Origin of the sequence: Leclercia sp. CFBP8987 (assembly GCF_034044995.2) — a bacterium.
Lineage (GTDB): Bacteria > Pseudomonadota > Gammaproteobacteria > Enterobacterales > Enterobacteriaceae > Enterobacter > Enterobacter tamurae.
This window is the reverse complement of the sequence record NZ_CM188255.1, coordinates 2,233,762-2,258,617: the sequence shown is the minus strand read 5'-3', so window position 1 is coordinate 2,258,617 and position 24,856 is coordinate 2,233,762. Positions and strand designations below refer to the sequence as shown.

Below are 24,856 nucleotides of genomic sequence, written 5' to 3'. Positions count from 1 at the left end.
TTTGATTTCGTCCATAAGAATACCGGGTGCCGCTGGCGCCCAGGTTTCCTACGCCCTGAAGAGAGGCAAAGATGAACAACTTTACCGCTGAAGATACCCTGATCATCGTAGGCATTGTGATTGTCTACATCCTGTTTACCACCTGGCTGACCTTCCGGTTGCGCAGTAAAAACTCCGGCGATTTTATGGAAGGCTCCCGCGCAATGCCGGCGTTTATCGTCGGGATTTTGCTGATGTCGGAGTACATCGGCGCCAAATCCACCATCGGTACCGCGCAGGCGGCGTTCGAGGATGGTTTTGCCGCCTCCTGGTCGGTGATTGGCGCAGCCATTGGTTTCCCGCTGTTTGGCCTGCTGCTGGTGAAGCGCATCTATAGCACCGGCAAAATCACCATCTCCGGGGCGATTGCCGAGAAGTACGGCAACAGCACTAAAAACATCATCTCGATCATCATGATCTACGCCCTGCTGCTGGTGAACGTCGGCAACTATGTCTCAGGTGCGGCGGCGATCTCCACCGTGCTGAAGGTTAACCTGCCGGTCGCGGCCTTTATTACCGCGATTGTCAGTACCTTCTACTTCGCCTTTGGCGGCATGAAGGGCGTGGCCTGGGTCACGCTCCTGCACAGCGCCCTCAAGTATTTCGGCATCCTGGTGATCATGGGCTTTGCGCTCTCCAAAACCGGCGGTTTTACGCCAATGATTGAGCAGATGCCTTCTTACTACTGGACCTGGGATGGCAACATCGGGGCCAGCACCATCTTTGCCTGGCTGATTGGCACCATCGGCTCCATCTTCTGTACCCAGTTTGTGATTCAGGCGATTTCGTCCACTAAAGATGTGAAATCGGCTAAACGTTCGACCTGGGTGGCCTTCTTCTTCTGCCTGCCGATTGCGCTGGCCATTGCGGTGATTGGCGTGGCGGCGAAATATCTGCACCCGGAGATCGACAGCCTGTACGCGATGCCAATCTTCCTGCAGGACATGAACCCGTGGCTGGCCGGTTTAGTGACAACGTCACTTGTGGCTTCGATTTTCGTTAGCGTCAGTACCGTGGCGCTGGCTATTGCCTCGCTGGTAGTGAAAGATTTCTACGTGCCTTACCGCAACCCAACCCCGGAGCAGGAATTTAAAGCGACCCGCTGGATATCGCTGCTGATTGGTTTCCTGCCGCTGATTTTCGTTCTGCTGGTACCGGAGGTGCTGAAGCTGTCGTTCTTCACCCGCGCCATTCGTCTGTCGATTACGGTGGTGGCAGTGATCGCCTTCTATGCCCCGTTCTTCAAAAGTGCCCGCGGCGCGAATGCCGGCCTGATTGGCGCCTGTGTCGTGACCTCGGTGTGGTATCTGCTGGGCGACCCGTTTGGTATTAACAATATGTATATCGCGCTGATCACCCCGGCGGTGATTATGGTTCTCGACCGCCTGATCCCAAATAAAGCGGATCGTAAAGCGCCTGCCCCTGTTCAACATAATGGAGTCTGATATGTCTGTAACCGTAACCTGTGACGGGATTGTTCGCCCGACGCCGCAGGATGCCCGCGTGGAAACGGCCATGCTGCCCTCTTCCTGCCCGCAGAATCATGCAGCCAACCTGCTGCCGCTACCGGATGGCTCCCTGATGTGCGTCTGGTTTGGCGGCACCCAGGAGGGGATCGCTGATATTTCGGTCTGGGGATCACGTCTGGCTCCCGGTAGCAACCAGTGGAGCGAGGCGGTGAAGCTGTCGGACGACGCCAGCCGCTCGGAGCAGAACCCGGTGCTGTTCCTCGCCCCGGACAACGTGCTGTGGCTGCTGTGGACCGCGCAGCTCTCCGGCAATCAGGATACCGCCATCGTGCGCTACCGTAAGTCTGAGGATCTGGGCAACAGCTGGGGCGAGATCGCCACCCTGCTGGATAAGCCTGGCACCTTTATTCGCCAGCCGATTACCGTGCTGGAGAACGGCAACTGGCTACTGCCGGTCTTCTACTGCCGCACTCAGCCGGGCGAGAAATGGGTGGGTAACGACGACATCAGCGCGGTGAAAATTTCCGAAGACCAGGGAAAAAGCTGGCGCGACGTCGAGGTGCCGGAGAGCCTCGGCTGCGTGCATATGAATATCACCGCCCTGAACAACGGCCATCTGGTGGCGCTGTACCGCAGCCGCTGGGCGGACAATATCTATATCAGCCAGTCGCTGGACAACGGCGAAAGCTGGTCGGTGCCGGAACCGACCGAACTGCCGAACAACAACTCGTCGATTCAGGTCACCACCCTTGCGAGCGGCGAGCTGGCGCTGGTGTTCAACCACATGAGCGCAGCGGGTGCGCTGGAGCGTCGCGCCTCGCTGTATGACGAAATCGACGACGGCGACGGGCGCAAAGAGCCGGAAGTGAAGGACGGTCGCGCCGCTTTCTGGGGTGCACCGCGCGCGCCGATGACGGTGGCCATCTCTGTTGACGGCGGCAAAAGCTGGGCCTGGCAGCGCAACCTCGATGAGGGCGACGGCTACTGCATGACCAACAACTCGCTGGAGAAACTCAACCGCGAGTTCTCCTATCCGAGCATCAAACAGGGTGCCGACGGGTCGCTGCATATCGCCTATACCTGGTTCCGTCAGGCGATCAAGTATGTGCGCGTGTCGCCGGAGTGGGTAAAGGAGGCGCAGCAGTGATTATTGGTCATCTTAATGCCCTGCCGCTGGCCGGGCTCCCGCCTGTGCTGCGGCAGATCCTCGATCGCGCCGACTGTACGCTTACGGCGCTGTCCGCCCGGGACGATGGACGCTGGCAGCCCGAGGGCTGCCCGTGGTTCTGTCATATCGGCCCGGCGCAGACCCAGCCACTTGCCGAGCGGCATACCGAGTATCACCATCAGTGGGCCGATATTCAGGTGGTGCTGACGGGAGAGGAGACGATCCGCGCCGGGATGCAGTCTGTCGCGCAACCTGGCGACGAAGAGCGCAAACCGGATCTGTTTATTGCTCCTGGCGCGGTGCACCCGGTGAGCATCACCCTGAAGCCCGGTGATTTCGCGGTGTTTCTGCCCGGGGAGCCGCATCAGGCGCTGTGTGCCGTTAACCAACCTATGACCGTGCGCAAGGCGGTGTTCAAGGTGCCGCGCGCCCTGCTGGAGGTGTGATATGCGCCATGCGATTATCACCGGGGCCAGTTCGGGGATTGGCGAAGCTATCGTCACCCGCCTGCTGGCAGAAGGCTGGCAGGTGACGGGGTTAAGCCGACGCGGAGTGGAGTGCGGACATCCGAATTTTACCAGTGTAAGCGTAGATCTGAGTGACAGTGTCACGCTCGCAGCCGCGCTGAATACCCTACCGGTGCCACAGGCGATAGTGCATGCCGCTGGCATGATGGCGGCTGCCCCGCTCGGCGAGCTGGACCCGGCGGTCAGCGCCCGGCTATGGGGGCTGCATATTCATGCCGCGGAGATCCTGTTCAACCATTTTGCCCCGCGGATGACAGCGGGCGGACGGCTGGTGGCGATCGGGAGTCGTACCTCACGGGGTGCCGCTAGGCGTTCGCAGTATGTGGCGACCAAAGCGGCGCTGGTGGGCATGGTACGCAGCTGGGCAGCCGAGCTGGCCCCGCGCGGGATCACCGCCAACGTGGTGGCCCCGGGAGCGACGGCAACACCGATGCTGAGTGCGCCAGGACGTGAGACATCACCGCCAAACGTGCCGCCAATGGGGAGGCTGATCGCCCCGGAAGAGGTGGCGGCGATGGTGAACTATCTCCTGAGCGCCGAGGCCGCACCCATCACCGGGCAGGAACTGGTGCTGTGCGGTGGGGCGTCGTTGGGGTGAATGTGCGGCCTGATGCCCTCACCCCGACCCTCTCCCACAGGGAGAGGGAGCAAACACTAAAAACGACAACCTTCGGTTGCCGTTTTGCTTTTACCTCCGCAGGAACACGGTGCCCTTAAGATAAAGCGCTGCCTGGCCGCCAATCAATACCCGGTCGCCCTTCAGCTCGCAGCGGAGATCGCCGCCGCGGGGGGAGACCTGCCGCGCCTGCATCGCCGTTTTACCCAGCTTCTCGCTCCAGTACGGGATCAGCATGCTGTGGGCTGAGCCGGTGACCGGATCTTCCGCCACCGACTCGCCCGGGCAGAAGAAGCGGCTGACAAAGTCATACTCATCCCCCGGAGCGGTGACACAGACCATCTTATCCAGCGGCATCATGCCGTCGATATCCGGCGTCAACGCCTCAACCTGCTGCTGGTTTTCCAGCACCACCATGTAGTCGCGCCCTGCCCGTACCTCTTTGGCCCCGGTGATGCCCAGAGTGCTGAACAGTAATGCAGGTGGGTTGTCTACCACCTCGCTGCTCCACGCCGGGAAGTTCAGGGTCAGCCAGTCACCGCTGCGGGTGACTTTAAGGTCGCCGACAAAGCGTGTGGAGAAGACAATCTCGGTGTGCGGATAATCGAGATACTCAAAAATCACATGGGCGCTGGCGAGCGTGGCGTGACCACAGAGGTTAATCTCGTACTGCGTCGTAAACCAGCGCAGCTCAAAACCCGCATCGGTGCGCACGAAAAACGCGGTCTCCGACTGGTTATGCTGCTGGGCCATCTTTAACAGCACGTCATCCGGCAGCCACTCCTCGAGCGGGCAAACGGCTGCAGGATTCCCACCAAACGCGCGGTCGCTAAACGCATCGACCAGATAAAATTCAATTTCTTTCATTGGGTTAACCCTTATCGTTAGCGTAAAAACAGATGACCTTTCATATACAGCGATGCCCTGCCGCTCATTAATACCCGGTCGCCTTTCAGTTCACAGCGCACATCGCCACCGCGGGCAGAAACCTGCCGGGCGAAGAGCGACGTTTTATTTAACTTTTCACTCCAGTATGGGATCAGCATAGTGTGAGCCGAGCCGGTGACCGGATCTTCCCACAGGGCCGCGCCCGGGGAGAAAAAGCGGCTGACGAAATCGTATTCGCCTTCACCGCGGGCAGTGATCGACACCTTATGCTCGCCGGGGGTCATGGCATTGATATCCGGCGTGACCGCCTCAACTTGCTCACGACTCTCCAGCACAATCACCCAGGCGCGCCCTTTGCGGGCTTCGACGTAGTCCTGGACCCCTAGCGCGGCAAGCATCTCTGGCGGCGGGGTCTGCGGCTCGCTCGGGCAGGCAGGGAAATCGAGGGTCAGCCAGTCGCCCTCGCGGGTGACGGTCAGCCTGCCGGAGGCGGTATCAAAATGGATCCGGACGTCGGGATAGTCCAGCTCGTTAAACAGTACCCAGGCGGTCGCCAGCGTGGCATGACCGCAGAGGTTGACCTCGCCGTTCGTGGTGAACCAGCGCAGCTCGATGCCGCCCTTGTGGCGCACAAAAAAGGCAGTCTCGGACTGGTTGTGCTCCCGCGTCATGCGCAGCAGCGTCTCGTCCGGCAGCCATTCCGGCAATGGACAAACTGCCGCCGGGTTGCCGCCAAACGAGACCTCACTGAACGCATCCACCAGATAAAACTCAATTTCCTGCATCGCCTGACCCACTGTTAACGTTATGTTGCATCCTATATTTATGGAAAATAGCCGGTTTCACCAGCGATTAGTTTTAGGACGGAGTGAGATCCAGATCACAAAACGATTGTATTTCCACCAGGGAAGGTTTTAAGATCGTCCCACCTCATTGACGTAACGACTCCCGGACATCTCCATGACAACTCACACCGTTTCCCGCAGGGTCGCGTGGCTACGCGTGGTCACGCTCGCCGTTGCCGCCTTCATCTTTAACACCACTGAATTTGTTCCCGTCGGCCTGCTGTCGGATATCGCCAGCAGCTTCGGCATGGAGACCGCGCAGGTGGGGATCATGCTCACCATCTATGCCTGGGTGGTGGCGATGATGTCGTTACCCTTTATGCTGCTCACCAGCCAGATGGAGCGGCGCAAGCTGCTGATCGGGCTGTTTGTCCTGTTTATTGCCAGCCATGTGCTGTCGTTCCTGGCGTGGAACTTCACGGTGCTGGTCATTAGCCGGATCGGGATTGCCTTTGCGCACGCCATTTTCTGGTCGATAACCGCCTCGCTGGCGATCCGCCTGGCCCCCGCCGGGAAGCGCGCCCAGGCGCTGAGCCTGCTGGCTACCGGCACCGCGCTGGCGATGGTGCTCGGACTGCCGATCGGGCGCATCGTTGGGCAGCTGTTCGGCTGGCGCACCACCTTTTTCGTTATCGGGCTCGGGGCGCTGTTCACCCTGCTGTGCCTGATCAAGCTGTTACCGAAACTGCCGAGCGAGCACTCCGGATCGCTGAAAAGCCTGCCGCTGCTGATGCGTCGTCCGGCGCTGATGAGCCTCTATCTGCTGACGGTGGTCGTGGTCACCGCGCACTACACCGCCTACAGCTATATCGAGCCGTTTGTGCAGACCATCGCCGGGTTCAGCGCCAGCTTCGCCACGATACTGTTGTTGCTGTTAGGTGGCGCGGGGATTATCGGCAGCCTGCTGTTTGGTAAGCTCGGCAACCGTCACGCCTCGCTGCTGGTGAGCAGCGCTATTGCTCTGCTGCTGGGGTGTCTGCTGCTGCTGCTGCCCGCCTCGGGTAGCGAGACCAGTCTCGCGCTGTTGAGCGTCGTCTGGGGTGTGGCGATTATGATTATCGGCCTTGGGATGCAGGTGAAAGTGCTGGCCCTGGCGCCGGATGCCACGGACGTGGCGATGGCCCTCTTCTCCGGGATTTTCAATCTGGGGATTGGCGCAGGCGCGCTGGTGGGGAATCAGGTGATCCTGCATCTGTCGATGGCGTCGATTGGCTATCTGGGGGCGATCCCGGCGCTGGCGGCGTTAATCTGGTCGGTGCTGATCTTCAGGAAATGGCCTGTCGCTCTGGAAGAGCAGCCCCATCACGGCTAAAGAAGTGACCGGGTGGCAGCGCGCCACCCGGCTTTGTTAGTTAGGGTAGGTTTGAATAATTTCCAGCACGCCGTTAATAATAAACTGCACGCCCATACAGACCAGCAGGAAACCCATCAGACGGGAGATCGCTTCGATACCGTCTTTGCCCACCCAGCGCATAATCGCGCCCGAGCTACGCAGACAGCCCCACAGGATCACGCCGATAATGGCAAAAATCAGCGGCGGGGCAATCATCACCACCCACTCCGGGAAATCAGAGCCACTGCGCACCGTCGAAGCGGAGCTGATGATCATCGCAATGGTCCCCGGGCCCGCAGTGCTTGGCATCGCCAGCGGCACGAAGGCGATGTTCGGGGCCGGTCTGCCCTGCTTGTCTTCCAGCGCGTCCTGGGCGTCAGCAGCATCCGGTGATTTCGGGGCCGGGAAGAGCATCCTGAAACCGATAAACGCCACGATCAGACCACCCGCAATGCGCAGCCCGGGAATGGAGATCCCGAAGGTGTTCATGACCAACTGCCCGGCGTAGTACGCCACCATCATGATCGCGAAGACGTAAACGGAGGCCATCAGCGACTGATGATTACGCTGTTCACGGTTCATGTCGCCCGCGAGGCCGAGGAAAAGCGCAACCGTGGTTAACGGGTTTGCCAGCGGCAGCAACACCACCAGCCCAAGGCCAATTGCTTTAAATAAATCAACCATTTTATAGAGTTGTCCTTAGCAAAATTTTACCAGCCAAGTATAGGGTTAAAACGACCGTAACAACCATGCTCACATCGTAAGTATTATTTTCGCTCCGCAATCAATTTACCCCAGTGATATGACGATCCGTGAAGCGGACAAAAATGTGATCTGAATCGCTTTAGCAAATCGTGTCATAAGCTTATGCATTCAGTTGACTTATAGTTGCCTGAGCAATAATATCTGCCGTGATTAAACTACTTGCCAGGGCAACCATTGTGAAAAGCACCAGTGACCTCTTCAACGAAATCATTCCGCTGGGTCGGCTTATCTATATGGTTAACCAAAAGAAAGACCGCCTGCTCAATGACTATCTGTCACCGCTGGATATCACCGCAACCCAGTTTAAAGTGCTCTGTTCTGTGCGCTGCGAAGTGTGTATCACCCCGGTTGAGCTGAAGAAGATCCTGTCTGTCGACCTCGGTGCGCTGACGCGCATGATGGATCGTCTGGTCTGCAAAGGGTGGATTGAACGCCGCCCGAACCCGAATGACAAACGCGGCGTACTGGTGCAACTGACCAGCGACGGCGCGGCAATGTGTGAACAATGTCATCAATTAGTAGGACAAAAACTGCACCAGGAACTAACAAAAAACTTAACGGCGGACGAAGTGGCAACGCTTGAGCACTTGCTTAAGAAGATCCTGCCGTAAACAGAAAGAGGTATGACGATGTCCAGACGCAATACTGACGCCATCACTATTCATAGCATTTTGGGCTGGATCGAAGATAACCTGGAGTCACCGCTCTCGCTTGAGAAAGTGTCTGAGCGTTCAGGTTACTCAAAATGGCACCTGCAACGGATGTTTAAAAAAGAGACCGGCCACTCATTAGGCCAGTACATCCGCAGCCGCAAATTAACGGAAATCGCACAGAAGCTGAAGGAAAGTAACGAGCCGATCCTGTATCTGGCTGAGCGTTACGGGTTTGAATCGCAGCAGACCCTGACCCGCACGTTCAAAAACTACTTCGACGTTCCACCGCATAAATATCGCATCACCAATATGCGCGGGGAATCCCGGTATCTGCTTCCGATCAATCACTGTAACTGCTAATCGCCTGTATTTTAGGCTATCCCAGTAGGCGTAATTGTTGCAGACAGTTTGAACACGGACAGCACGGAACAACCGGAGCGTACTTTAAGTACGTGAGGATTGTGAGCACTGCCCAGGTTCAAAATGGCAAATAAAATAGCCTAATGGGATAGGCTCTAAGACGTATCGAGGAAATTATGAAATTATTCGCTTCCGCTGTTTTCACCGCCCTGGTGCTGGTCTCCGGCCAGAGTTTTGCGGAGCAAACGCCAGGTGTTTCGCCGCAGAACAGCCGCGACACCATGATCCTGCCAACGGCTAATGGCCAGTCGCCCCACGATTTTAACCATATGGGCGCAGGCAGCGACAAATCCGACGAATTAGGCGTGCCCTATTACAATCAGGGCGTCTGATTCGTTTTGGCCCCGCCCGTGCGGGGCTTTTTTTACCCTTTGACCCGTGCCGCCCGACGCACCCGCAGGCCGAAGACGTTAATATAGAGCCCGGCCATCACCAGCAGCGCCCCCACCAGCTGCAACGCGCCCAGTTTTTCATCCAGCAAGAACGCCGCACTGGCGATGCCCACTACCGGGACCAACAGCGACAGCGGTGCCACCCGCCAGGTTTCGTAGCGACCGAGCAATGCCCCCCAGATGCCGTAACCAACAATGGTGGCGACAAAGGCCAGATAGAAAAGCGACAGCACAGTAGTCAGATCGAGGGTGACCAGGCTATGCAGCATCACCGTCGGGCCATCCAGCAGATATGACGCCGCCATAAAGGGCACTATCGGGATCAGGGCGCTCCACACCACCAGGGACATCACCGCTGGACGCGTCTCAAGCTGCATGATCTTTTTGTTGAAGATATTGCCGCTGGCCCAACAGAAGGCCGCCGCCAGGGTCAGTAAAAAGCCCAGCAGCGCGACGTGCTGCCCGTTGAGGCTGGCTTCAGCCAGCACCAGCACGCCGACCACCGCGAGGGCAATCCCTGCCAGCTGTTTGCCCTGCAGACGCTCGCCAAACACCAGCGCCCCGAGGATGATGGTGAAGAAGGCCTGAGCCTGCAGCACCAGCGACGCCAGCCCGGCGGGCATGCCGAAATTAATGGCGCAGAACAGAAAGGCAAACTGACCGAAGCTGATGGTCAGGCCATAGCCGAGCAGCAAACGAAACGGGATTTTCGGGCGGGCGACAAAAAACAGCGCCGGGAAGGCCACCAGCAGAAAGCGTAAACCGGCCAGCATCAGCGGCGGCATGTTGTGCAATCCGACTTTGATCACCACAAAATTCAGCCCCCAAACCACCACCACCAGCAATGCCAGCAGCCCGTCTTTGCGTGTCATACCCTGCCCCTGTTTATTAAATTTTTGTAAACACTCTTCAAAGTAACGAAAAAAAACGCCGAGGAACAGATCATTAATTCTGGCAGTCAGGCGAAGCACTTAGGGATAAATTTGGAGCTATACAAGCCTCTTATGCCGTGATAATCCTGATAAGACATAACAAAAAATTCACACGCAATTGTCGGGCAGGAAAATGAAATCATCACTCAGGCGCTCAACGGCAGCGCTGCTGGCGTCGTCGCTGTTACTCACCATTGGGCGCGGCGCGACGTTGCCGTTTATGACCATCTATCTCACCCGCGTCTACAACATGAGCGTGGAGAATATTGGTTATGCCCTGACGGTGGCGCTGACTATCGGGGTGGTTTTCAGCCTGGGCTTTGGCATCCTGGCCGACAAGTTCGATAAAAAACGCTACATGCTGATCGCCATTACGGCGGTGGCGCTGGGCTTTCTGGCGATCCCGCTGGTGGACAACGTGGTGCTGGTGGTGCTGGCCTTCGCGCTGATCAACTGCGCTTATTCGATCTTCTCCACGGTGCTGAAAGCCTGGTTTTCCGATGTGCTGAACCCGGCGGAAAAGGCGCGGGTATTTTCGCTTAACTACAGCTTTCTCAACATTGGCTGGACCATCGGGCCACCGTTAAGCACCCTGCTGATGATGTACAGCCTGCAGTTGCCCTTCTGGATGGCGGCCTTCTGCGCCGCCTTACCGCTGGTGCTCATTCAGGTTTATGTGCAGAAGAGCGTGGTGGCAGACAGCGAACAGGCCCCGGTGCCGTGGCAGCCGTCGGTGCTGCTGCGGGATCGGGCGCTATTCTGGTATACCCTCTCCGGGCTGCTGGCCTCCTACGTGGGCGGCTCCTTCGCCAGCTGTATTTCTCAGTACGTGCTGGCGGCGGATTACGACAGCGATTTCGCGCAGAATGTGGTGGCCGTGGTATTGCCGGTGAATGCCGCGATGGTGGTGTCGCTGCAGTACATCATTGGCCGCAAGCTGTCGGCGCGTAACATCCGCCCGCTGATGACCCTGGGCACCCTGTTCTTCGTCCTCGGTCTGGCCGGGTTTATGCTCTCCGGGGAGAACCTGGTCTACTGGGGGCTCGCCGCGGCGGTCTTTACCATTGGCGAAATCATCTATGCCCCGGGCGAATATATGTTGATCGACAACATCGCCCCGCCGGGGATGAAAGCGAGCTACTTCTCCGCTCAGGCGCTCGGCTGGCTGGGCGCGGCCTTTAACCCGATGATCACTGGGCTGATCCTGACCCACCTCCCGCACTGGTCGCTGTTTGTGATTATGATGGTCGCCATTGTGCTGGCGTGGATGATGATTTTGCGTGGAATGCGGGTAAAGGCGTGGGTTGATATGCCTCGTGTAGCTTAAGAGCAGTGCCCGGCGGCGCTTCGCTTGCACGGGCCTACAAACCCGTAGGCCGGGTAAGGCATAGCCGCCACCCGGCGCACAGGCCGCACCGAATTAATGGTGCAGCATCTCCTCTACCACCTGCTTTTTATACATTTCGTTTGGATAATAGGTCGGCCAGTTATCCATCTCTTTTAATAACGCCTCGTGGGAGGTGTTGCCCATAAAGATATGGAAATGGGCAGACTGGCGCGGGCCGATGGTGTGGTCGCTGAACTGGACAAACTTCGGTGCCTTGCTACTGGCATCCTTACATTCAAACAGGTAACGCACGCCCTTCTTGCCGGAGGCATAGGTCAGGATCTTGTAGCCGTTAGAGACATATTCACAGCGGCTGACGTTTTTGCCGGTGTGGAACTCCATCACATTGTTCTCAATGCCGATGGTCTCCACGTCGGTAGCGTAGCCGGTGCGATAATAGGCTTTCACCTCGTCAAAGGTTTTGCTGCTGTCTTTCTCAGCTTTCTTTTTGAACACCGGGTCGAGATCGCCGCTCAGCAGGAATGGATAGACTGACTGCCAGACGCCGTCCCAGTTGGAGAGCGGCCGATCCTTCACCTCTTTGTCGTCAAACACGCCGTTGGCCGCTTTTTGTTCCGCCTCGGTCATCTGATGGCCGTGCGAGTGGGCATACAGCTGGCCGCTGACCAGCAGCGCCCCCAGAGTCATTGCATATTTACCAATAGGTCCTGCCAAGATAACGTCCTCACTCCATTTTAAAGAGTTTTGGATGTTATATTATAACATACCGCAAAACAACCCCGTTATATTGCCACCAAGCCGCGAACGCCCTCCTGTTCCATATTTTCCCCGCGGCCGCGCTGGATGATGCTGCCCCGGGACATCAGCAGATAGCTGTCGGCCAGCTCGGCGGCGAAGTCGTAAAACTGCTCTACCAGCAGGATCGCCATGTCGCCCCGATTCGCCAGCTGGCGGATCACCTGACCAATCTCCTTAATCACCGACGGCTGGATCCCCTCCGTCGGCTCATCAAGAATTAACAGCTGAGGACGGCTCGCCAGCGCCCGGCCAATCGCCAGCTGCTGCTGTTGCCCACCCGAGAGATCGCCCCCCCGGCGCTGCTTCATCTCCTGCAATACCGGAAACAGTTGCCAGATCTCCTCCGGCACCTGCTTCGCCTCGCGCGCCGGAAAACGCGACAGCCCGAGCAGCAGATTCTCCTCCACCGTCAGGCGGGGAAAGATCTCCCGCCCCTGAGGCACATAGGCCACCCCCGCCTGCACCCGCTGATGTGGTCTGGCGTGGGTAATGGGTTTGCCCTGCCAGAGGATCTCCCCGTTGCGGGCCGGGATCAGCCCCATCAGGCATTTCAGCAGCGTGGTTTTGCCCACCCCGTTACGCCCGAGCAGGCAGGTGATTTCTCCGGGCAGCGCCTCGAAGCTGACCCCGCGCAGGATGTGGCTCCCGCCGTAATACTGATTCAGTTCGTTAACCTGTAGCATCCGCGCTCCTTAGCGTCCGAGATAGACTTCAATCACCTGCTCGTTGGCCTGAACCTCGCGCAGCGAGCCCTCAGCCAGCACCCGGCCCTGATGCAGAACGGTGACGTGATCGGCAATGGTTTCGACAAAACCCATGTCATGCTCCACCACCATCAACGAGTGCTTCCCCGCCAGAGTGCGAAACAGTTCGGCGGTGTACTCGGTTTCAGCGTCGGTCATCCCGGCGGCCGGTTCGTCGAGCAGCAGTAGATGCGGCTCCTGCACCAGCAGCATGCCGATCTCGAGAAACTGCTTCTGACCGTGCGACAGCAACCCCGCCCGGCGATGCCGCTCCGCGCCGAGGCGCAGCAGGCTCAGCATCTCGTTGATCCTGTCCCCCTGCTCGCTGCTCAGCCGGGCACGCAGGCTGGCCCACACCGATTTATCCCCCTTCATCGCCAGCTCGAGGTTCTCCCACACCGTCAGGGCCTCAAACACCGTCGGCTTCTGAAACTTGCGCCCGATGCCCTGGCGGGCAATGGCGATCGAATCGAGGGTGGTGAGATCGGTGGACTGATCGTATATCGCCCGCCCGCTCTGGGGCCGCGTTTTGCCGGTGATGACATCCATCAGCGTGGTTTTTCCCGCGCCGTTGGGGCCGATCACGCAGCGCAGCTCGCCTACGCCGATATTGAGCGACAGATCGGTCAACGCCTTAAAACCGTCAAAGCTGACGTTAATTCCTTCCAGCTGCAGCACCGGGTCGGTCTGGTCGCGGTAGCGATCCCCGGGCAGCTGGCGGGTAAATAATTGCTCGCTCATTACTGGTCTCCTTTGCGGAACAGTCCCGTTACGCCGCGGGGTAAGAACAGCGTGACCGCGATAAAGATCAGCCCGAGGAACAGCTGCCAGTACTCCGGCATCGCCACGGTGAAAAAGCTTTTTGCCCCATTGACCAGCGCGGCGCCCATCACCGGACCGATCAGCGTGCCGCGTCCGCCAAGCGCCACCCAGATTGCCGCTTCGATGGAGTTAGTCGGCGACATCTCGCCGGGGTTGATGATCCCCACCTGCGGAACGTACAGCGCCCCGGCCAGCCCGCACAGCACTGCGGATAGGGTCCAGACCAGCAGCTTAAACCCGCGGGGATCGTAGCCGCAGAAGGTCAACCGGTTTTCCGCGTCGCGCACCGCGGTCAGAATGCGGCCAAACTTACTTTTTGCCAGCGCGTAACCCACTCCCAGCGACGCCGCCAGCAGCAGCACGGTGGCAATAAACAGGGCGATGCGCGTCGAGGTGGCGGTGACCGGGAAGCCCAGCAGCGTGGTAAAGCCGGTAAAGCCGTTGTTGCCGCCAAAGCCGGTTTCATTGCGGAAGAACAGCAGCATCCCGGCGAAGGTCAGCGCCTGGGTCATGATCGAGAAATAGACCCCTTTGATTTTTGAGCGGAAGGCAAACCAGCCGAACAGCAGCGCCAGCAGGCCGGGGACCATCACGATCAGCACCAGCGCCCAGGCAAAATGCTGGGTGCCCCACCAGAACCAGGGCAGCTCGCTCCAGGAGAGAAACGACATAAAGGCCGGGAGCCCGTCGCCCGCAGCCTGGCGCATCAAGTACATCCCCATCGCGTAGCCGCCGAGGGCAAAGAACAGGCCATGGCCCAGAGACAACATGCCGGCGTAGCCCCAGACCAGATCCAGCGCTACGGCGACAATCGCATAGCAGAGGATTTTGCCCACCAGGGTCAGCATCCAGGTGGAGACCGCCAGCGGATGGGTGGCGGGCAGCAGGGCCAGAAACGGCAGCACCAGCAGTGCGGCGAGAAGCAGGCCGAGGAGTATCGGTACGCTGCGCGGCGCTCTCCGCGCCAGGGTTAAGGTCAGTGGCTGGCTCATCAGTCGATTACCCTCCCTTTCAGTGCAAACAAGCCCTGAGGACGTTTCTGAATAAACAGAATGATCGCCACCAGAATCACGATTTTGCCGAGTACGGCCCCCATCTGCGGCTCGAGGATCTTATTGAAAATCCCCAGCCCAAAGGCGGCTGCCACGCTGCCGGCCAGTTGACCCACGCCGCCGAGCACCACCACCAGGAAGGAGTCGATGATATAGCCCTGGCCCAGCTCCGGCCCGACGTTGCCCAGCTGCGACAGCGCCACCCCGCCGAGACCGGCAATGCCGGAACCCAGCCCGAAGGCCAGCATATCGACGCGTCCGGTGGGCACCCCGCAGCAGGCTGCCATGCTGCGGTTTTGCGTCACCGCCCGCACGTTGAGCCCCAGCCGGGTTTTGTTGAGGATCAGCCAGGTGAAAAAGAGCACCAGCAACACAAAGCCCAACACCACCAGCCGATTCCACGGCAGGATCAGGCTGGCATAGACCTGCACGCCGCCGGAGAGCCACGCCGGGTTAGCGACCTCAAGGTTTTGCGCCCCGAAGATCATGCGCACCAGCTGGATCAGCATCAGGCTGATACCCCAGGTCGCCAGCAATGTTTCCAGTGGACGGCCATAGAGGTGGCGGATCACCGTGCGTTCCAGCGCCATGCCTACGCCTGCGGTAAGCGCGAACGCCACCGGCAGCGCCACCAGAGGGTAGAAGGTGAGCCACTGCGGGGTAAACTGCGCCATCGCCTGCTGCACCATCCAGGTGGCGTAGGCCCCGAGCATCAGCATTTCGCCGTGGGCCATGTTGATCACCCCCAGCAGGCCGTAGGTGATCGCCAGGCCGAGCGCGGCCAGCAGCAGAATGGAGCCCAGCGACAGACCCATAAACGCCTGGCCCAGCAGGTCGCTGATGGTCTGACGGTGTTGGATCTGGCGCAGGCTTTCCGCGGCGGCTTCCCGCACGCCAGCGTCCGGCTCGGTCTGCACATGGGTATATGGCAGCAGTCGGGACTGCACCTCCGGATCGCTCGACTCGCCCAGCAGCGTGACGGCCTGCTGGCGCACCGCTGGCTGGGTGCTGGTCAGTTGCAGGCTGGCGACGGCCAGGCTCAGCACCTGACGCACCGCGTCATCGCTCTCGCTTGCCAGCTGACGCTGTAAAAAAGGCAACATCTGCGGCTGGGGATCGCGCTGGAGCTGTTTCGCCGCCGCCAGCCTTTCAGTGACGCTGTCACCTGTCAGCTGATGGGTGGCGAGCGCCGTGGCGGCCAGCACCCGCAGGCGGTTGGTGAGCCGCACGGCTTTGGTGGCCCCCTCGGGCTGGGCGGCTTCACCGAGAGCGGTTAAGGCGCCGTTTTCCCGGGTGAAGGCCTGTTTATGGCTATCGACAAAGACATTTTCCTGCTGCAAGGCGCGCAGCAGCGCCAGTCGGGCGGGATCGGGTGCGGCGGCCCACTGCTCGAGCAGTACCGCCTGCTGGCTGCGGCTGGCAGCGACAAAGTTATCGGCGTCCGTTGCCTGTGCCATCCCTGGCAGCAGTCCGGCAAGCCATACGAGAGCGAAGATCATGCGCATGACGTTCATGGCTTTACCTCTTTATGATCCGGATTCAGTTGCTGGCGGTTTTGATCGGGGTGTCGGGCTTTTTGTCATTCCCGGCGATGTACGGGCTCCACGGCTGGGCACGCACCGGGGCTTCGGTCTGCCACACGACGTTGAACTGGCCATTACCCTCGATCTCGCCAATCATCACCGGCTTATGCAGGTGGTGGTTGGTGGCATCCATGGTCAGGGTGAAGCCCGACGGCGCTTTGAAGGACTGACCGGCCATGGCGGCACGCACTTTATCCACGTCGGTGGTACCCGCTTTCTCTACCGCCTGGGCCCACATGTGGATCCCCACGTAGGTGGCTTCCATTGGATCGTTGGTCACTACAGTGCCGGCGTTCGGCAGCTTCTGCGTTTTAGCCCAGTTTTTATACGCGGCGACGAAGGTCTGGTTGGCCGGGTTATCCACCGACTCGAAGTAGTTCCACGCCGCCAGGTTGCCCACCAGCGGTTTGGTATCGATGCCGCGCAGCTCCTCTTCACCCACCGAGAAGGCGACGACCGGCACATCGGTGGCTTTTACGCCCTGGTTCGCCAGCTCTTTGTAGAACGGCACGTTGGAATCGCCGTTGATGGTGGAGACCACCGCGGTTTTGCCTGCGGCAGAGAATTTCTTGATGCTGGCGACGATAGTCTGGTAATCGCTATGGCCGAACGGGGTGTAGACCTCTTCGATGTCTTTATCCTGAACGCCTTTCGAGTGCAGGAAAGCGCGGAGAATTTTGTTGGTGGTGCGCGGGTAAACGTAGTCAGTGCCCAACAGGAAGAAGCGTTTCGCTTCGCCGCCGTCTTCGCTCATCAGGTACTCCACCGCCGGGATGGCCTGCTGGTTAGGTGCGGCCCCGGTGTAGAAGACGTTCGGTGACATCTCTTCCCCTTCGTACTGCACCGGGTAGAACAGCAGACCGTTCAGCTCCTCAAACACCGGCAACACCGATTTGCGCGACACCGAGGTCCAGCAGCCAAAGACCGCCGCCACCTTATCCTGGCTCAACAGCTGACGGGCTTTCTCGGCAAACAGCGGCCAGTTGGAGGCGGGATCCACCACCACCGGCTCCAGTTTTTTGCCCAGAACCCCACCTTTGGCGTTGATCTCGTCGATGGTCATTAGCGCCACGTCTTTCAGCGGCGTTTCGGAAATCGCCATCGTGCCGGAGAGCGAGTGCATGATGCCAATCTTGATGGTGTCGGCTGCCTGCACGCTGAAACTCATCCCCATGGCCACCACGGAGGCCGATAAAGCAAAGGCTTTGATTAAGGTACGACGATGCATAATTTTCACTCCTGAAAAACAACGCTGTGCGAAATCGTCCGTTACGGCGTGGACGCAGAAAAAGCATTCAGGATTAGTCAGAGCAAAAAGGATGCCAGAATGAAAAAGCAGCCGGATCAGGGGGCTGGAGAGGGTTTTACACGCAGGGGCGGATCAGAATGGCACAGCGTTGCACTTAATTAATGCAACGCTGTGGATAAGCACTTACCAGACTTCGCTGGCGATTTGCGTGACCAGGCGAACCTTATCCCACTGCTGGGCTTCGGTCAGGGCGTTGCCCTCCTCGGTGGAGGCAAAGCCGCACTGCGGGCTGAGGCAGATCTGCTCTTTCGCCACATACTTCGCCGCCTCTTCCAGACGCGCTTTCACCCCTTCCGGGTTCTCCAGCTCGCCGCTTTTGGTGGTGATCAGGCCCAGTACCACCTGCTGTTTGCCCGGACGGACAAAGCGTAACGGGGCAAAGTCGCCGCTGCGATCGTTGTCGTATTCGAGGAAGAAGGCATCAACGTTAACGGTGCCAAACAGGATTTCGGCCACCGGCTCGTAGCCCCCCTCGGAGATCCAGGTCGAGCGGAAGTTACCGCGACAGACGTGCAGCCCGATGGTCAGATCGTCCGGCTTGCCTTCCAGGGCCTTATTCAGCACGCGAGCATAGGTGCGCGCCAGCTGGTCCGGGTCATCTCCGCGCTCGCGGATCTGGCGGCGCTGATCGTCCGAGCAGAGGTAGGCCCAGACGGTGTCGTCCAGCTGCAGGTTGCGACAACCGGCGTTGTAGAAAGCATGGATCGCATCGCGCCAGGTTTGCGCCAGGTCATCAAAGTAAACATCCAGATCCGGATAGACCGTGGCGTCGATATCCTTACGCCCGCCGCGGAAGTGCAGCACGCTCGGGCTCGGGATGGTCATCTTCGGCTGGGCGTTGCCGCTGACGCTCTGCAGATAGCGGAAGTCGTCCAGCATCGGATGGCTACCGAACCCCAGCTTGCCGGTGACGCGCACGCCGTGGGCTTTGGTCTGCACGCCGTTGAACTGGATCCCCTGGTTCGAGTCGTAACGCTCTACGCCCTGCAGGCCATCGAAGAAATCAAAATGCCACCAGGCGCGGCGGAACTCACCGTCAGTCACCACCTGCAGGCCACAAGCGCATTGCTGCTCCACCACATGGCGAATCGCCTCGTCTTCTACCGCACGCAGCTGCTGCGCGTCGATCTCACCGCTGGCAAATTTCACCCGCGCCTGTTTGATGGCGTCGGGACGTAAGAAACTGCCTACCACATCGGCGCGGTTCGGGGCGTGTTGTCGCTGCATGCTTATCTCCTTTAACTGTCGCCAGGTAATTGCCGACAGTGATAATTCATTATGTGAACTTTAGACTTCTGGATGGCTATATGTCCAAAAGATGTCACAGCGCCCGCCTCCCGGCAAACGAGAAAAATTCATGGGTGATGAAAAAAATTCATGTTGAGCGAAAGACAAAAAAAACCGCCAGAGACTGGCGGTAAATGCTTGCATGGATAGATTTGTATTTTGATATCTACGGACCCGGTAATCCATACCGGGCTGCGGATCCTGACCAGGTTAGCATGAGCAAGATAAATGAAGGTTAAACGAGGTTTGAGCTGGCGGACGAAGACCGATAACGCGCAACAAGCCAGACGGCTGTGCAGGCCACGACCGGCACCAGCCAGTCGAGCAGGCTGGCCAGGTTCCAGACCTGGCAGTCAAACCCGCCCCACCACGGCATGTTGGCGCGCTTGCCGTGACCAAACAGGGCGATCCAGCGGTATTCCGCCTGAGTCTGTTCCCGGGCGATAAACCACAGACAGCCCATTGCTCCGCCGATGCCCCATTTGCCCAGTCTGAGGCCGCAGAGGCACTGGAGGGTTAAGGCGGCTAAGGCGTGCAGTAGAGGGGAGAAATCCATTTTGGTGTCCATAGCTTATTGTTTGGGTAAAAACATACAAGACTAGTGCTTATCTTTGGCGAAAACACAGTGTAACTGTTTCAATACCTCGTTGATCCCTCTGCTGACAATCCTGTCCTCCCGCATGATCGTTCCGAGAGTGCGATAATGTGGGGGGACCATTGAATGCAGGCTAAGCCCCTCTCGTTCTTCCATGACGTCGACTGCCATGCGAGGAACGATACTGTAACCCAGCCCAGCACGAACCATCCGTTTAATGGCTTCAATACTGCCAAGTTCCATTACTGGGCGGGCAGCATATCCGGCATCGCGGAACCACTCATCGATCAGGGAACGGGTTCCGCTTCCGGGCTCAAAGATAATCAATGGCAGCGGCAACAGGTCGTCCGGAGAAAGCGCTTTTGCGCTCCGCCCGGAGAGATCTTTTTCCATGATCACCACAAACTCATCCGTGCCCAGCGGGCTAACGCTCAGGCATTTGCCTGCTGCCGGTAGTGTAACCAGACCAATATCGATACGATTTTCTTCCACGCCCCGCACGATATCTGAGGTATTGCCTGTGCGAACATCCACTTTCAACAGAGGATGGCGGAGTCGCAACTGTTGCAGTAAAGGCGGCAGCAGGTGAATGCAGGCCGTTGCGCCTGTCCCGACAACAACTGTGCCAGTGATTTCGTCCGAATGCAGGGATACTGATTCAACAGCAGCGCCGACGGCTGCATCAATTTTCGTGGAATGCTCAGAGAGAGTCATGCCAGCAGGCGTGGGCTTTATTCCCCGGCTGGTTCGCTCAATAAGCCGAACCTGAAACACCTGCTCCAGTTGTCTTATCTGCAGACTGACGGCGGGTTGCGATATTCCAAGCGCTTCAGCCGCCCCGGAGAAACTCCCCCGGCTGATGACCATCCTGAAGGTCACAAGGTGATCGAGGTTAAGGGTTGCCATCTCAACGTTTTCCTTATGCCGCAGATAAGCTCCACGGTCTGTCTGAAATTATTCATCGGGATTAGGCTCTTTTTATGATTAGAAGAGGAGCTGTACCAGTGAAAATAATTGAAGCCGACGAACAACATATTCCTGCCATTCAACAGATTTATGCTTATCACGTATTACATGGCACCGCCAGCTTTGAAACCACCCCACCAGATATCGCTGAAATGGCAAATCGCCTGAAAAAGGTACGTGCTGCAGGATTGATTTGGCTCGTCGCGATTGATGAAGGCCAGGTCTGCGGATATTGCTACCTCTCCTTTTACCGGGAGCGACCTGCATATCGCTTAACCCTGGAAGACTCGATATATATCGACCCTACGTTTCTGGGCCGGGGTATCGGCAAACGACTGTTAACCCATGCGGTAACCTGGGCAGAAACACAGGGTTTTCGTCAGCTCGTGGCCATAGTGGGTAACAGCGAGAATGCCCCCTCTATTGCCCTGCATAGTGGCGCAGGCTTCAGCATGACGGGCACACTCAGATCGGTCGGGTTCAAACACGGACGCTGGCTTGATACGGTCCTCCTGCAGCGCACGCTCGGACAGGGCGATGCCACGCTTCCGGAGAGACAATAGTGAAAAACGGAAATCTGACAGGCCGCATCGTTTTCTGTATCGGCATGACGCAGCTTATCAACTGGGGGATTACGTTTTATATGCCCGGAGCGCTAGGGAATGCCATCATGGCGGAGAGGGGCTGGACGCCTGTGATGACTTTCTCCGGTTTGACTGTCGCCATGCTGGTTATGGGGCTGGTTTCACCGCTCACAGGTCATGTCATGGCCCGCATCGGCGGACGCGCGATGATGATGACGGGTACCCTCGCTATTATTGTCGGCTGTTTTCTTATGGCTTTTGTTCACACCAGCACAGCGTGGATTGCGATATGGGTGCTGACGGGCATCGGTATGCGGCTTTCCCTTTATGACGCCGCGTTTGCCTTACTGGTGGAAACCGCAGGTACAGGCGCCCGGCGGATAATCTCTCACATTACCCTGCTCGGCGGTCTGGCTTCTGCAGCGTTTTGGCCGATAGGCGATGCCCTGTTACATTTCACCGACTGGCGACATGCCCTCATCGTTTACGGTTGTGCGGGCCTGGTAAGCCTGCTTTTTCTGTACGCCGTTCCGACAGGCGATCCGGTATCACCGCCCACTACCGATCGGCTCACAATTGCGACGGCAAGGGAAGTGGAGAGTCGAAAAGCATTCATTAGCGGCCTGTGGTATGCGGCCCTGATTGCGTTGCTCAGTTTTGTCTCGACCGGCGTATCGACACAGTTTCCCCGCATACTGACCGCGTTTGGGCTGCCTGCACTGGCTGGCATGCTCTGGGGTCTGGGACAGGTCACCGCCCGTCTTCTGGATGTCGTCGCCGGTGCGCGCATCTCCGCGCTAAACCTGAACCTCATTATCGGCATCCTGTTGCCACTCTGTTTTCTTGCTGGCCTGATGGGTAGCACGACTCCCCTGGCTGCCATCTCCTTTGTCCTGGTTTACGGTGCCGTGAACGGCCTGAGCACAATTGTAAAGGCCCTCCTTCCGCTCGCCTTGTTTGAACCGCAGCAGTACGCCCGAAAAACAGGCGTATTGCTGTCACCGGGCTTTTTCCTCGCGGCGCTTGCTCCGGGTGCCTATGCCATGCTGATAGAAAAATATGGCATATCCGGTATGCTGCTTATTTCCGCTATTATAACTTTGTGCATTTCAGCAATTTCCGTGGTGCTCTGGAAACGACATATTGCTGGGCAATTGATCCAGCAACGTTGATGTCGCGCGATTTATCGGAAAATTGATCATAGCTAAGCAATGGTTTTTGAATCAGCCAATCTTCCAGAACGGGCGACTGCAGATTTTTTTAACATTCCAGTATTTGACCGGATTATTGCTGTATTTGTTGACTATTTCATCGGAGTTGACGGAAGCATCAGGAACGAAGTCAGAAGGGACCTGCACAGCCTTGTTTCCTGAGACTATATAGTAATATTTCCCGGCTTCTGGAATGAGTGAAGAGTTAGTACTTTGAATAAATCGTCCGGAACTGTTGATCTGCGATACAGAGTACAGAACATCCGGTTTCACCTTGCTTACTATTATATTCCCTTTAGCCTGAAAAACGTTAGAGTCAAGTTCATAGCGATCGGACATATCGTAGCAATTGTCTTTGCTGTTCATGGTGTATGAACCCAGATATATGGTCCCTACATTGCCCTCACGGTTAAGAACATACAACGTCGCAGCATCACTTCCATTGTAATTATCATAATCAAGTGGTAATACCTTGGCACACCCTGTAAGTCCAATTGAGATCATTGCTAATATCAGGGTTTTATTCAATTTCATATCGTCCTTTATTGTGTATAGTTTGTTGTCCATATTAAATACAATAATTTGTCAGCGTTTTCAAAGAGTAATTCTCATGGAGCGTATGACTTCCCCTCGCTCATAACGGCCAGACATGCCCTCGCCACCAGTGCCTTGCTGGTGACGTACAACGTAGGGAGTTTGTTCAGGGCACGGGTATGGAGGTGGAAGAATAGAGCGCCTTTAGGATTATCCTTAGGGTTAATTATACAGTGCATTTGCCATGCCATCATCCGTGGCCAGAAGATGTTCCCGAAGTTGCGATTATGTCGAAGGGATTACATATAATTTTTAGCCATTGGCTACTTAATAAACTCCCACTCGACTGGTCTAATATGTAGCGTTCATTAATCATGTCATCATTTTTTCGAATTATACAAACAACAGGATCATTTATGAAAAAGTTAATCATGGTAGCGCTGATTGCAGGTGCAGTTTCCGGCTGTGCTCAACAATCATTTTCGGTAAATAAAGGAACAACTTTCGAACCACAGAAAGTCACAACGCACCATTTCTTCGTTAGCGGTATCGGCCAGTCTAAGCAAATCGACGCAGCTCAGGTGTGCGGCAGTGCAGACAAAGTCGTTCGTACTGAAGTGCAGCAGACTTTTGTGAATGGCCTGCTGGGCGTTGTTACCTTTGGTATTTATACGCCGCGTGAAGCGCGCGTTTACTGCGCCAAATAAAGATTTCGTCGGCAGGGTTTATTCCTGCTTATACGGAAAAAGAGCCGGGCATTGCGCCCGGTTTTGTTAGTACACTGCTACCCTACCCATGACCTCGACTTCTTTCGCCCCGCCCTCGATAGATTCGCTGTAATCCATGATTAACACCGATCTGCTTATCCTTAGCGTTGCGGGTTCCCATGAAGCCCTGCGCCCTGTCTCATGGCTGGAGCGTCAACAAACTGCAAGCGGTCACTGAGCAAAAGGCGCTCATTGAGCGCCTTTCATACATTACAGGGGGCTGTTTTCATCCAGCATAGTAACTTTCCATATTGGCTGACTGGTATCGTCAATTCGCCAGAATGTCTTGCTACCTGCAGTGCCGCTTAATGAATACCCCACCAGCGCCAACACATTTAGCTGATTGCCATTTTTGTCTAAATAAGAATAATAATCTTTTACTCTGTAGCCCGTATCTTGTGCCGTTGAAACCGCCTGATCGTCGTTATAAGTCAGATCGGGTGTAAAGTCCTGAATCGTTTTATTGGAAAAGTCGCGTTGTATTGTCTTCGCTTCATAATCGCTAACGACAAAGGCCGCATTAGCCGGGAAATGCTTCAGTACGGTAGGCAGGTCAGGCGCTGCGGCATTAACTGTCATCATGCCATGTTTAATGACATACGCACTGAGCCAGCAGCCAAACAAGGCAGATTTGGCATCATGGAAATCAGGATCTGAAAGCCCTGGAAGCTCCTTCACTTGCTCACCTGCCATGCGCAGAGCCACAAAATCGGTACAGGTTGAAACATTTGCCTGATTCCCGTCATTAAAAATCAGCGTAAGCGGCGAATTATTAACCATCAACTCGCCGCCGGCAATGCTATATGAGCTGAAAAGTAATCCTGTAATAATATAGGCGACGCGCTTCATAAAAACCCATATAAAAATAATGCCTATATCATCAAATATATCAGACTTGATGACAAGACAATAGAAACAATAAAGTCCTGCAATTGAGCCGGGTTTTGAATTTTAATAAAAGTGAGGGCTGATAGTATGCGGCGTCAGGCCTTCCTGCTTAGCGCGAAAGTGTATGGCCATTAGCTCTTTGGTGAATTTAGTCAGGGGTGAGTCCTCAAATCCGGCTGCGGTTAATTTCTATGCAAATCAACAATTGCTTACAGCGCATATTTAATCGTCTCACTCGTTACTATGCAGGGGCAGGCGTGGTACGTACCCTCTTTCATCAGGCTTGTTTTACCGTCAGTTCGATAGTGGTAGTGATTAAGGA

Annotated in this window: 27 protein-coding genes; 12 read left to right on the top strand and 15 right to left on the bottom strand. The window is 56.9% G+C overall.

All coding sequences use genetic code 11. The features are described 5' to 3' along the window. Positions 1 to 71: 71 nt before the first annotated feature. The 4 genes from SOM40_RS10935 to SOM40_RS10920 are packed head-to-tail and all read left to right on the top strand — an operon-like array spanning position 72 to position 3,801. On the top strand, positions 72 to 1,484 hold the full coding sequence (locus tag SOM40_RS10935) for a sodium:solute symporter family protein (protein WP_106993859.1): 1,413 nt from the start codon (positions 72 to 74) through the stop codon (positions 1,482 to 1,484). A gap of 1 nt (position 1,485) precedes the next feature. Beyond that, a complete protein-coding gene (locus SOM40_RS10930; protein ID WP_320530994.1) occupies positions 1,486 to 2,655 on the top strand; it encodes a sialidase family protein in 1,170 nt (389 codons plus the stop codon). Then, positions 2,652 to 3,122 (top strand): NanQ anomerase/TabA/YiaL family protein, encoded by a 471-nt coding sequence (locus SOM40_RS10925; protein WP_225758855.1) that lies wholly within the window; start codon positions 2,652 to 2,654, stop codon positions 3,120 to 3,122. Before SOM40_RS10930 ends, SOM40_RS10925 begins: the two co-directional genes overlap by 4 nt. Before the next feature lies 1 nt (position 3,123). After that, complete coding sequence (locus SOM40_RS10920; protein WP_320530995.1) at positions 3,124 to 3,801, top strand: SDR family NAD(P)-dependent oxidoreductase; 678 nt, start codon at positions 3,124 to 3,126, stop codon at positions 3,799 to 3,801. A gap of 90 nt (positions 3,802 to 3,891) precedes the next feature. On the opposite strand, the gene SOM40_RS10915 is transcribed toward SOM40_RS10920, so the two are convergent. Together SOM40_RS10915 and SOM40_RS10910 are read right to left on the bottom strand one after the other, a co-directional pair. Beyond that, on the bottom strand, positions 3,892 to 4,686 hold the full coding sequence (locus tag SOM40_RS10915) for a PhzF family phenazine biosynthesis protein (protein ID WP_106993855.1): 795 nt from the start codon (positions 4,684 to 4,686) through the stop codon (positions 3,892 to 3,894). A gap of 17 nt (positions 4,687 to 4,703) precedes the next feature. Continuing rightward, positions 4,704 to 5,492, bottom strand: coding sequence for a PhzF family phenazine biosynthesis protein (locus tag SOM40_RS10910; protein WP_106993854.1), 789 nt, complete (start codon positions 5,490 to 5,492; stop codon positions 4,704 to 4,706). Between the two features lie 175 nt (positions 5,493 to 5,667). Here SOM40_RS10910 and SOM40_RS10905 point away from each other — a divergent pair, with 175 nt between their 5' ends. Next, positions 5,668 to 6,864 (top strand): sugar transporter, encoded by a 1,197-nt coding sequence (locus SOM40_RS10905; protein WP_106993853.1) that lies wholly within the window; start codon positions 5,668 to 5,670, stop codon positions 6,862 to 6,864. Positions 6,865 to 6,900: 36 nt separating this feature from the next. Here SOM40_RS10905 and SOM40_RS10900 read toward each other — a convergent pair whose 3' ends face one another. Continuing rightward, complete coding sequence (locus SOM40_RS10900) at positions 6,901 to 7,569, bottom strand: MarC family NAAT transporter (protein WP_106993852.1); 669 nt, start codon at positions 7,567 to 7,569, stop codon at positions 6,901 to 6,903. Positions 7,570 to 7,826: 257 nt separating this feature from the next. On the opposite strand from SOM40_RS10900, the gene marR reads away from it, so the two are divergent. From marR to marB, 3 genes are all read left to right on the top strand, one after another. Continuing rightward, a complete protein-coding gene (gene marR / locus SOM40_RS10895) occupies positions 7,827 to 8,261 on the top strand; it encodes a multiple antibiotic resistance transcriptional regulator MarR (RefSeq protein WP_106993851.1) in 435 nt (144 codons plus the stop codon). An 18-nt stretch (positions 8,262 to 8,279) separates the two neighbouring features. Beyond that, the gene (gene marA / locus SOM40_RS10890; RefSeq protein WP_072250842.1) at positions 8,280 to 8,663 is read left to right on the top strand and encodes an MDR efflux pump AcrAB transcriptional activator MarA; all 384 of its coding nucleotides are present in this window, start codon (positions 8,280 to 8,282) and stop codon (positions 8,661 to 8,663) included. Between the two features lie 176 nt (positions 8,664 to 8,839). Next, positions 8,840 to 9,055: a multiple antibiotic resistance protein MarB gene (gene marB, locus SOM40_RS10885; protein ID WP_106993850.1), complete on the top strand. Its 216-nt coding sequence runs from the start codon at positions 8,840 to 8,842 to the stop codon at positions 9,053 to 9,055. Positions 9,056 to 9,087: 32 nt separating this feature from the next. On the opposite strand, the gene eamA is transcribed toward marB, so the two are convergent. Next, positions 9,088 to 9,987 carry an O-acetylserine/cysteine exporter gene (gene eamA / locus SOM40_RS10880; protein ID WP_320530996.1) on the bottom strand — a complete coding sequence of 300 codons (900 nt, stop codon included), beginning with the start codon at positions 9,985 to 9,987 and terminating at the stop codon, positions 9,088 to 9,090. 193 nt (positions 9,988 to 10,180) lie between these two features. On the opposite strand from eamA, the gene ydeE reads away from it, so the two are divergent. Then, on the top strand, positions 10,181 to 11,374 hold the full coding sequence (gene ydeE / locus SOM40_RS10875; protein WP_225758860.1) for an efflux MFS transporter YdeE: 1,194 nt from the start codon (positions 10,181 to 10,183) through the stop codon (positions 11,372 to 11,374). Between the two features lie 93 nt (positions 11,375 to 11,467). Here ydeE and zinT read toward each other — a convergent pair whose 3' ends face one another. The 9 genes from zinT to SOM40_RS10830 form a co-directional block, all read right to left on the bottom strand. Next, positions 11,468 to 12,109 (bottom strand): metal-binding protein ZinT, encoded by a 642-nt coding sequence (zinT, locus tag SOM40_RS10870; protein WP_320530997.1) that lies wholly within the window; start codon positions 12,107 to 12,109, stop codon positions 11,468 to 11,470. 68 nt (positions 12,110 to 12,177) lie between these two features. Then, positions 12,178 to 12,876, bottom strand: a complete 699-nt coding sequence (gene urtE / locus SOM40_RS10865; RefSeq protein WP_166182395.1) for an urea ABC transporter ATP-binding subunit UrtE — start codon at positions 12,874 to 12,876, stop codon at positions 12,178 to 12,180. Between the two features lie 9 nt (positions 12,877 to 12,885). Next, entirely contained in the window at positions 12,886 to 13,677 is a 792-nt protein-coding gene (gene urtD / locus SOM40_RS10860) for an urea ABC transporter ATP-binding protein UrtD (protein ID WP_166182394.1), read from the bottom strand. Next, positions 13,677 to 14,750 (bottom strand): urea ABC transporter permease subunit UrtC, encoded by a 1,074-nt coding sequence (gene urtC / locus SOM40_RS10855; RefSeq protein ID WP_106993844.1) that lies wholly within the window; start codon positions 14,748 to 14,750, stop codon positions 13,677 to 13,679. The genes urtD and urtC overlap by 1 nt, the downstream gene beginning before the upstream one ends. After that, positions 14,750 to 16,324 (bottom strand): urea ABC transporter permease subunit UrtB, encoded by a 1,575-nt coding sequence (urtB, locus tag SOM40_RS10850; RefSeq protein WP_106993843.1) that lies wholly within the window; start codon positions 16,322 to 16,324, stop codon positions 14,750 to 14,752. The genes urtC and urtB overlap by 1 nt, the downstream gene beginning before the upstream one ends. 25 nt (positions 16,325 to 16,349) lie before the next feature. Beyond that, on the bottom strand, positions 16,350 to 17,621 hold the full coding sequence (gene urtA / locus SOM40_RS10845; RefSeq protein ID WP_320530998.1) for an urea ABC transporter substrate-binding protein: 1,272 nt from the start codon (positions 17,619 to 17,621) through the stop codon (positions 16,350 to 16,352). A 204-nt stretch (positions 17,622 to 17,825) separates the two neighbouring features. Beyond that, on the bottom strand, positions 17,826 to 18,929 hold the full coding sequence (locus tag SOM40_RS10840; protein WP_320530999.1) for a cobalamin-independent methionine synthase II family protein: 1,104 nt from the start codon (positions 18,927 to 18,929) through the stop codon (positions 17,826 to 17,828). A 295-nt stretch (positions 18,930 to 19,224) separates the two neighbouring features. Beyond that, entirely contained in the window at positions 19,225 to 19,545 is a 321-nt protein-coding gene (locus SOM40_RS10835) for a hypothetical protein (RefSeq protein ID WP_320531000.1), read from the bottom strand. A 42-nt stretch (positions 19,546 to 19,587) separates the two neighbouring features. After that, complete coding sequence (locus SOM40_RS10830; protein ID WP_320531001.1) at positions 19,588 to 20,490, bottom strand: LysR family transcriptional regulator; 903 nt, start codon at positions 20,488 to 20,490, stop codon at positions 19,588 to 19,590. 98 nt (positions 20,491 to 20,588) lie between these two features. Between SOM40_RS10830 and SOM40_RS10825 the strand changes: the two genes are divergently transcribed. Further along, positions 20,589 to 21,113 carry a GNAT family N-acetyltransferase gene (locus SOM40_RS10825; RefSeq protein ID WP_106993898.1) on the top strand — a complete coding sequence of 175 codons (525 nt, stop codon included), beginning with the start codon at positions 20,589 to 20,591 and terminating at the stop codon, positions 21,111 to 21,113. After that, the gene (locus tag SOM40_RS10820) at positions 21,113 to 22,306 is read left to right on the top strand and encodes an MFS transporter (RefSeq protein ID WP_320531002.1); all 1,194 of its coding nucleotides are present in this window, start codon (positions 21,113 to 21,115) and stop codon (positions 22,304 to 22,306) included. Before SOM40_RS10825 ends, SOM40_RS10820 begins: the two co-directional genes overlap by 1 nt. 51 nt (positions 22,307 to 22,357) lie before the next feature. Here SOM40_RS10820 and SOM40_RS10815 read toward each other — a convergent pair whose 3' ends face one another. After that, a complete protein-coding gene (locus SOM40_RS10815; RefSeq protein ID WP_320531003.1) occupies positions 22,358 to 22,879 on the bottom strand; it encodes a hypothetical protein in 522 nt (173 codons plus the stop codon). A gap of 416 nt (positions 22,880 to 23,295) precedes the next feature. Between SOM40_RS10815 and SOM40_RS10810 the strand changes: the two genes are divergently transcribed. Continuing rightward, the gene (locus SOM40_RS10810; RefSeq protein WP_106993836.1) at positions 23,296 to 23,586 is read left to right on the top strand and encodes a Bor family protein; all 291 of its coding nucleotides are present in this window, start codon (positions 23,296 to 23,298) and stop codon (positions 23,584 to 23,586) included. A 270-nt stretch (positions 23,587 to 23,856) separates the two neighbouring features. Here SOM40_RS10810 and SOM40_RS10805 read toward each other — a convergent pair whose 3' ends face one another. After that, positions 23,857 to 24,495 carry a hypothetical protein gene (locus tag SOM40_RS10805; RefSeq protein WP_320531004.1) on the bottom strand — a complete coding sequence of 213 codons (639 nt, stop codon included), beginning with the start codon at positions 24,493 to 24,495 and terminating at the stop codon, positions 23,857 to 23,859. Positions 24,496 to 24,856: the final 361 nt, after the last annotated feature.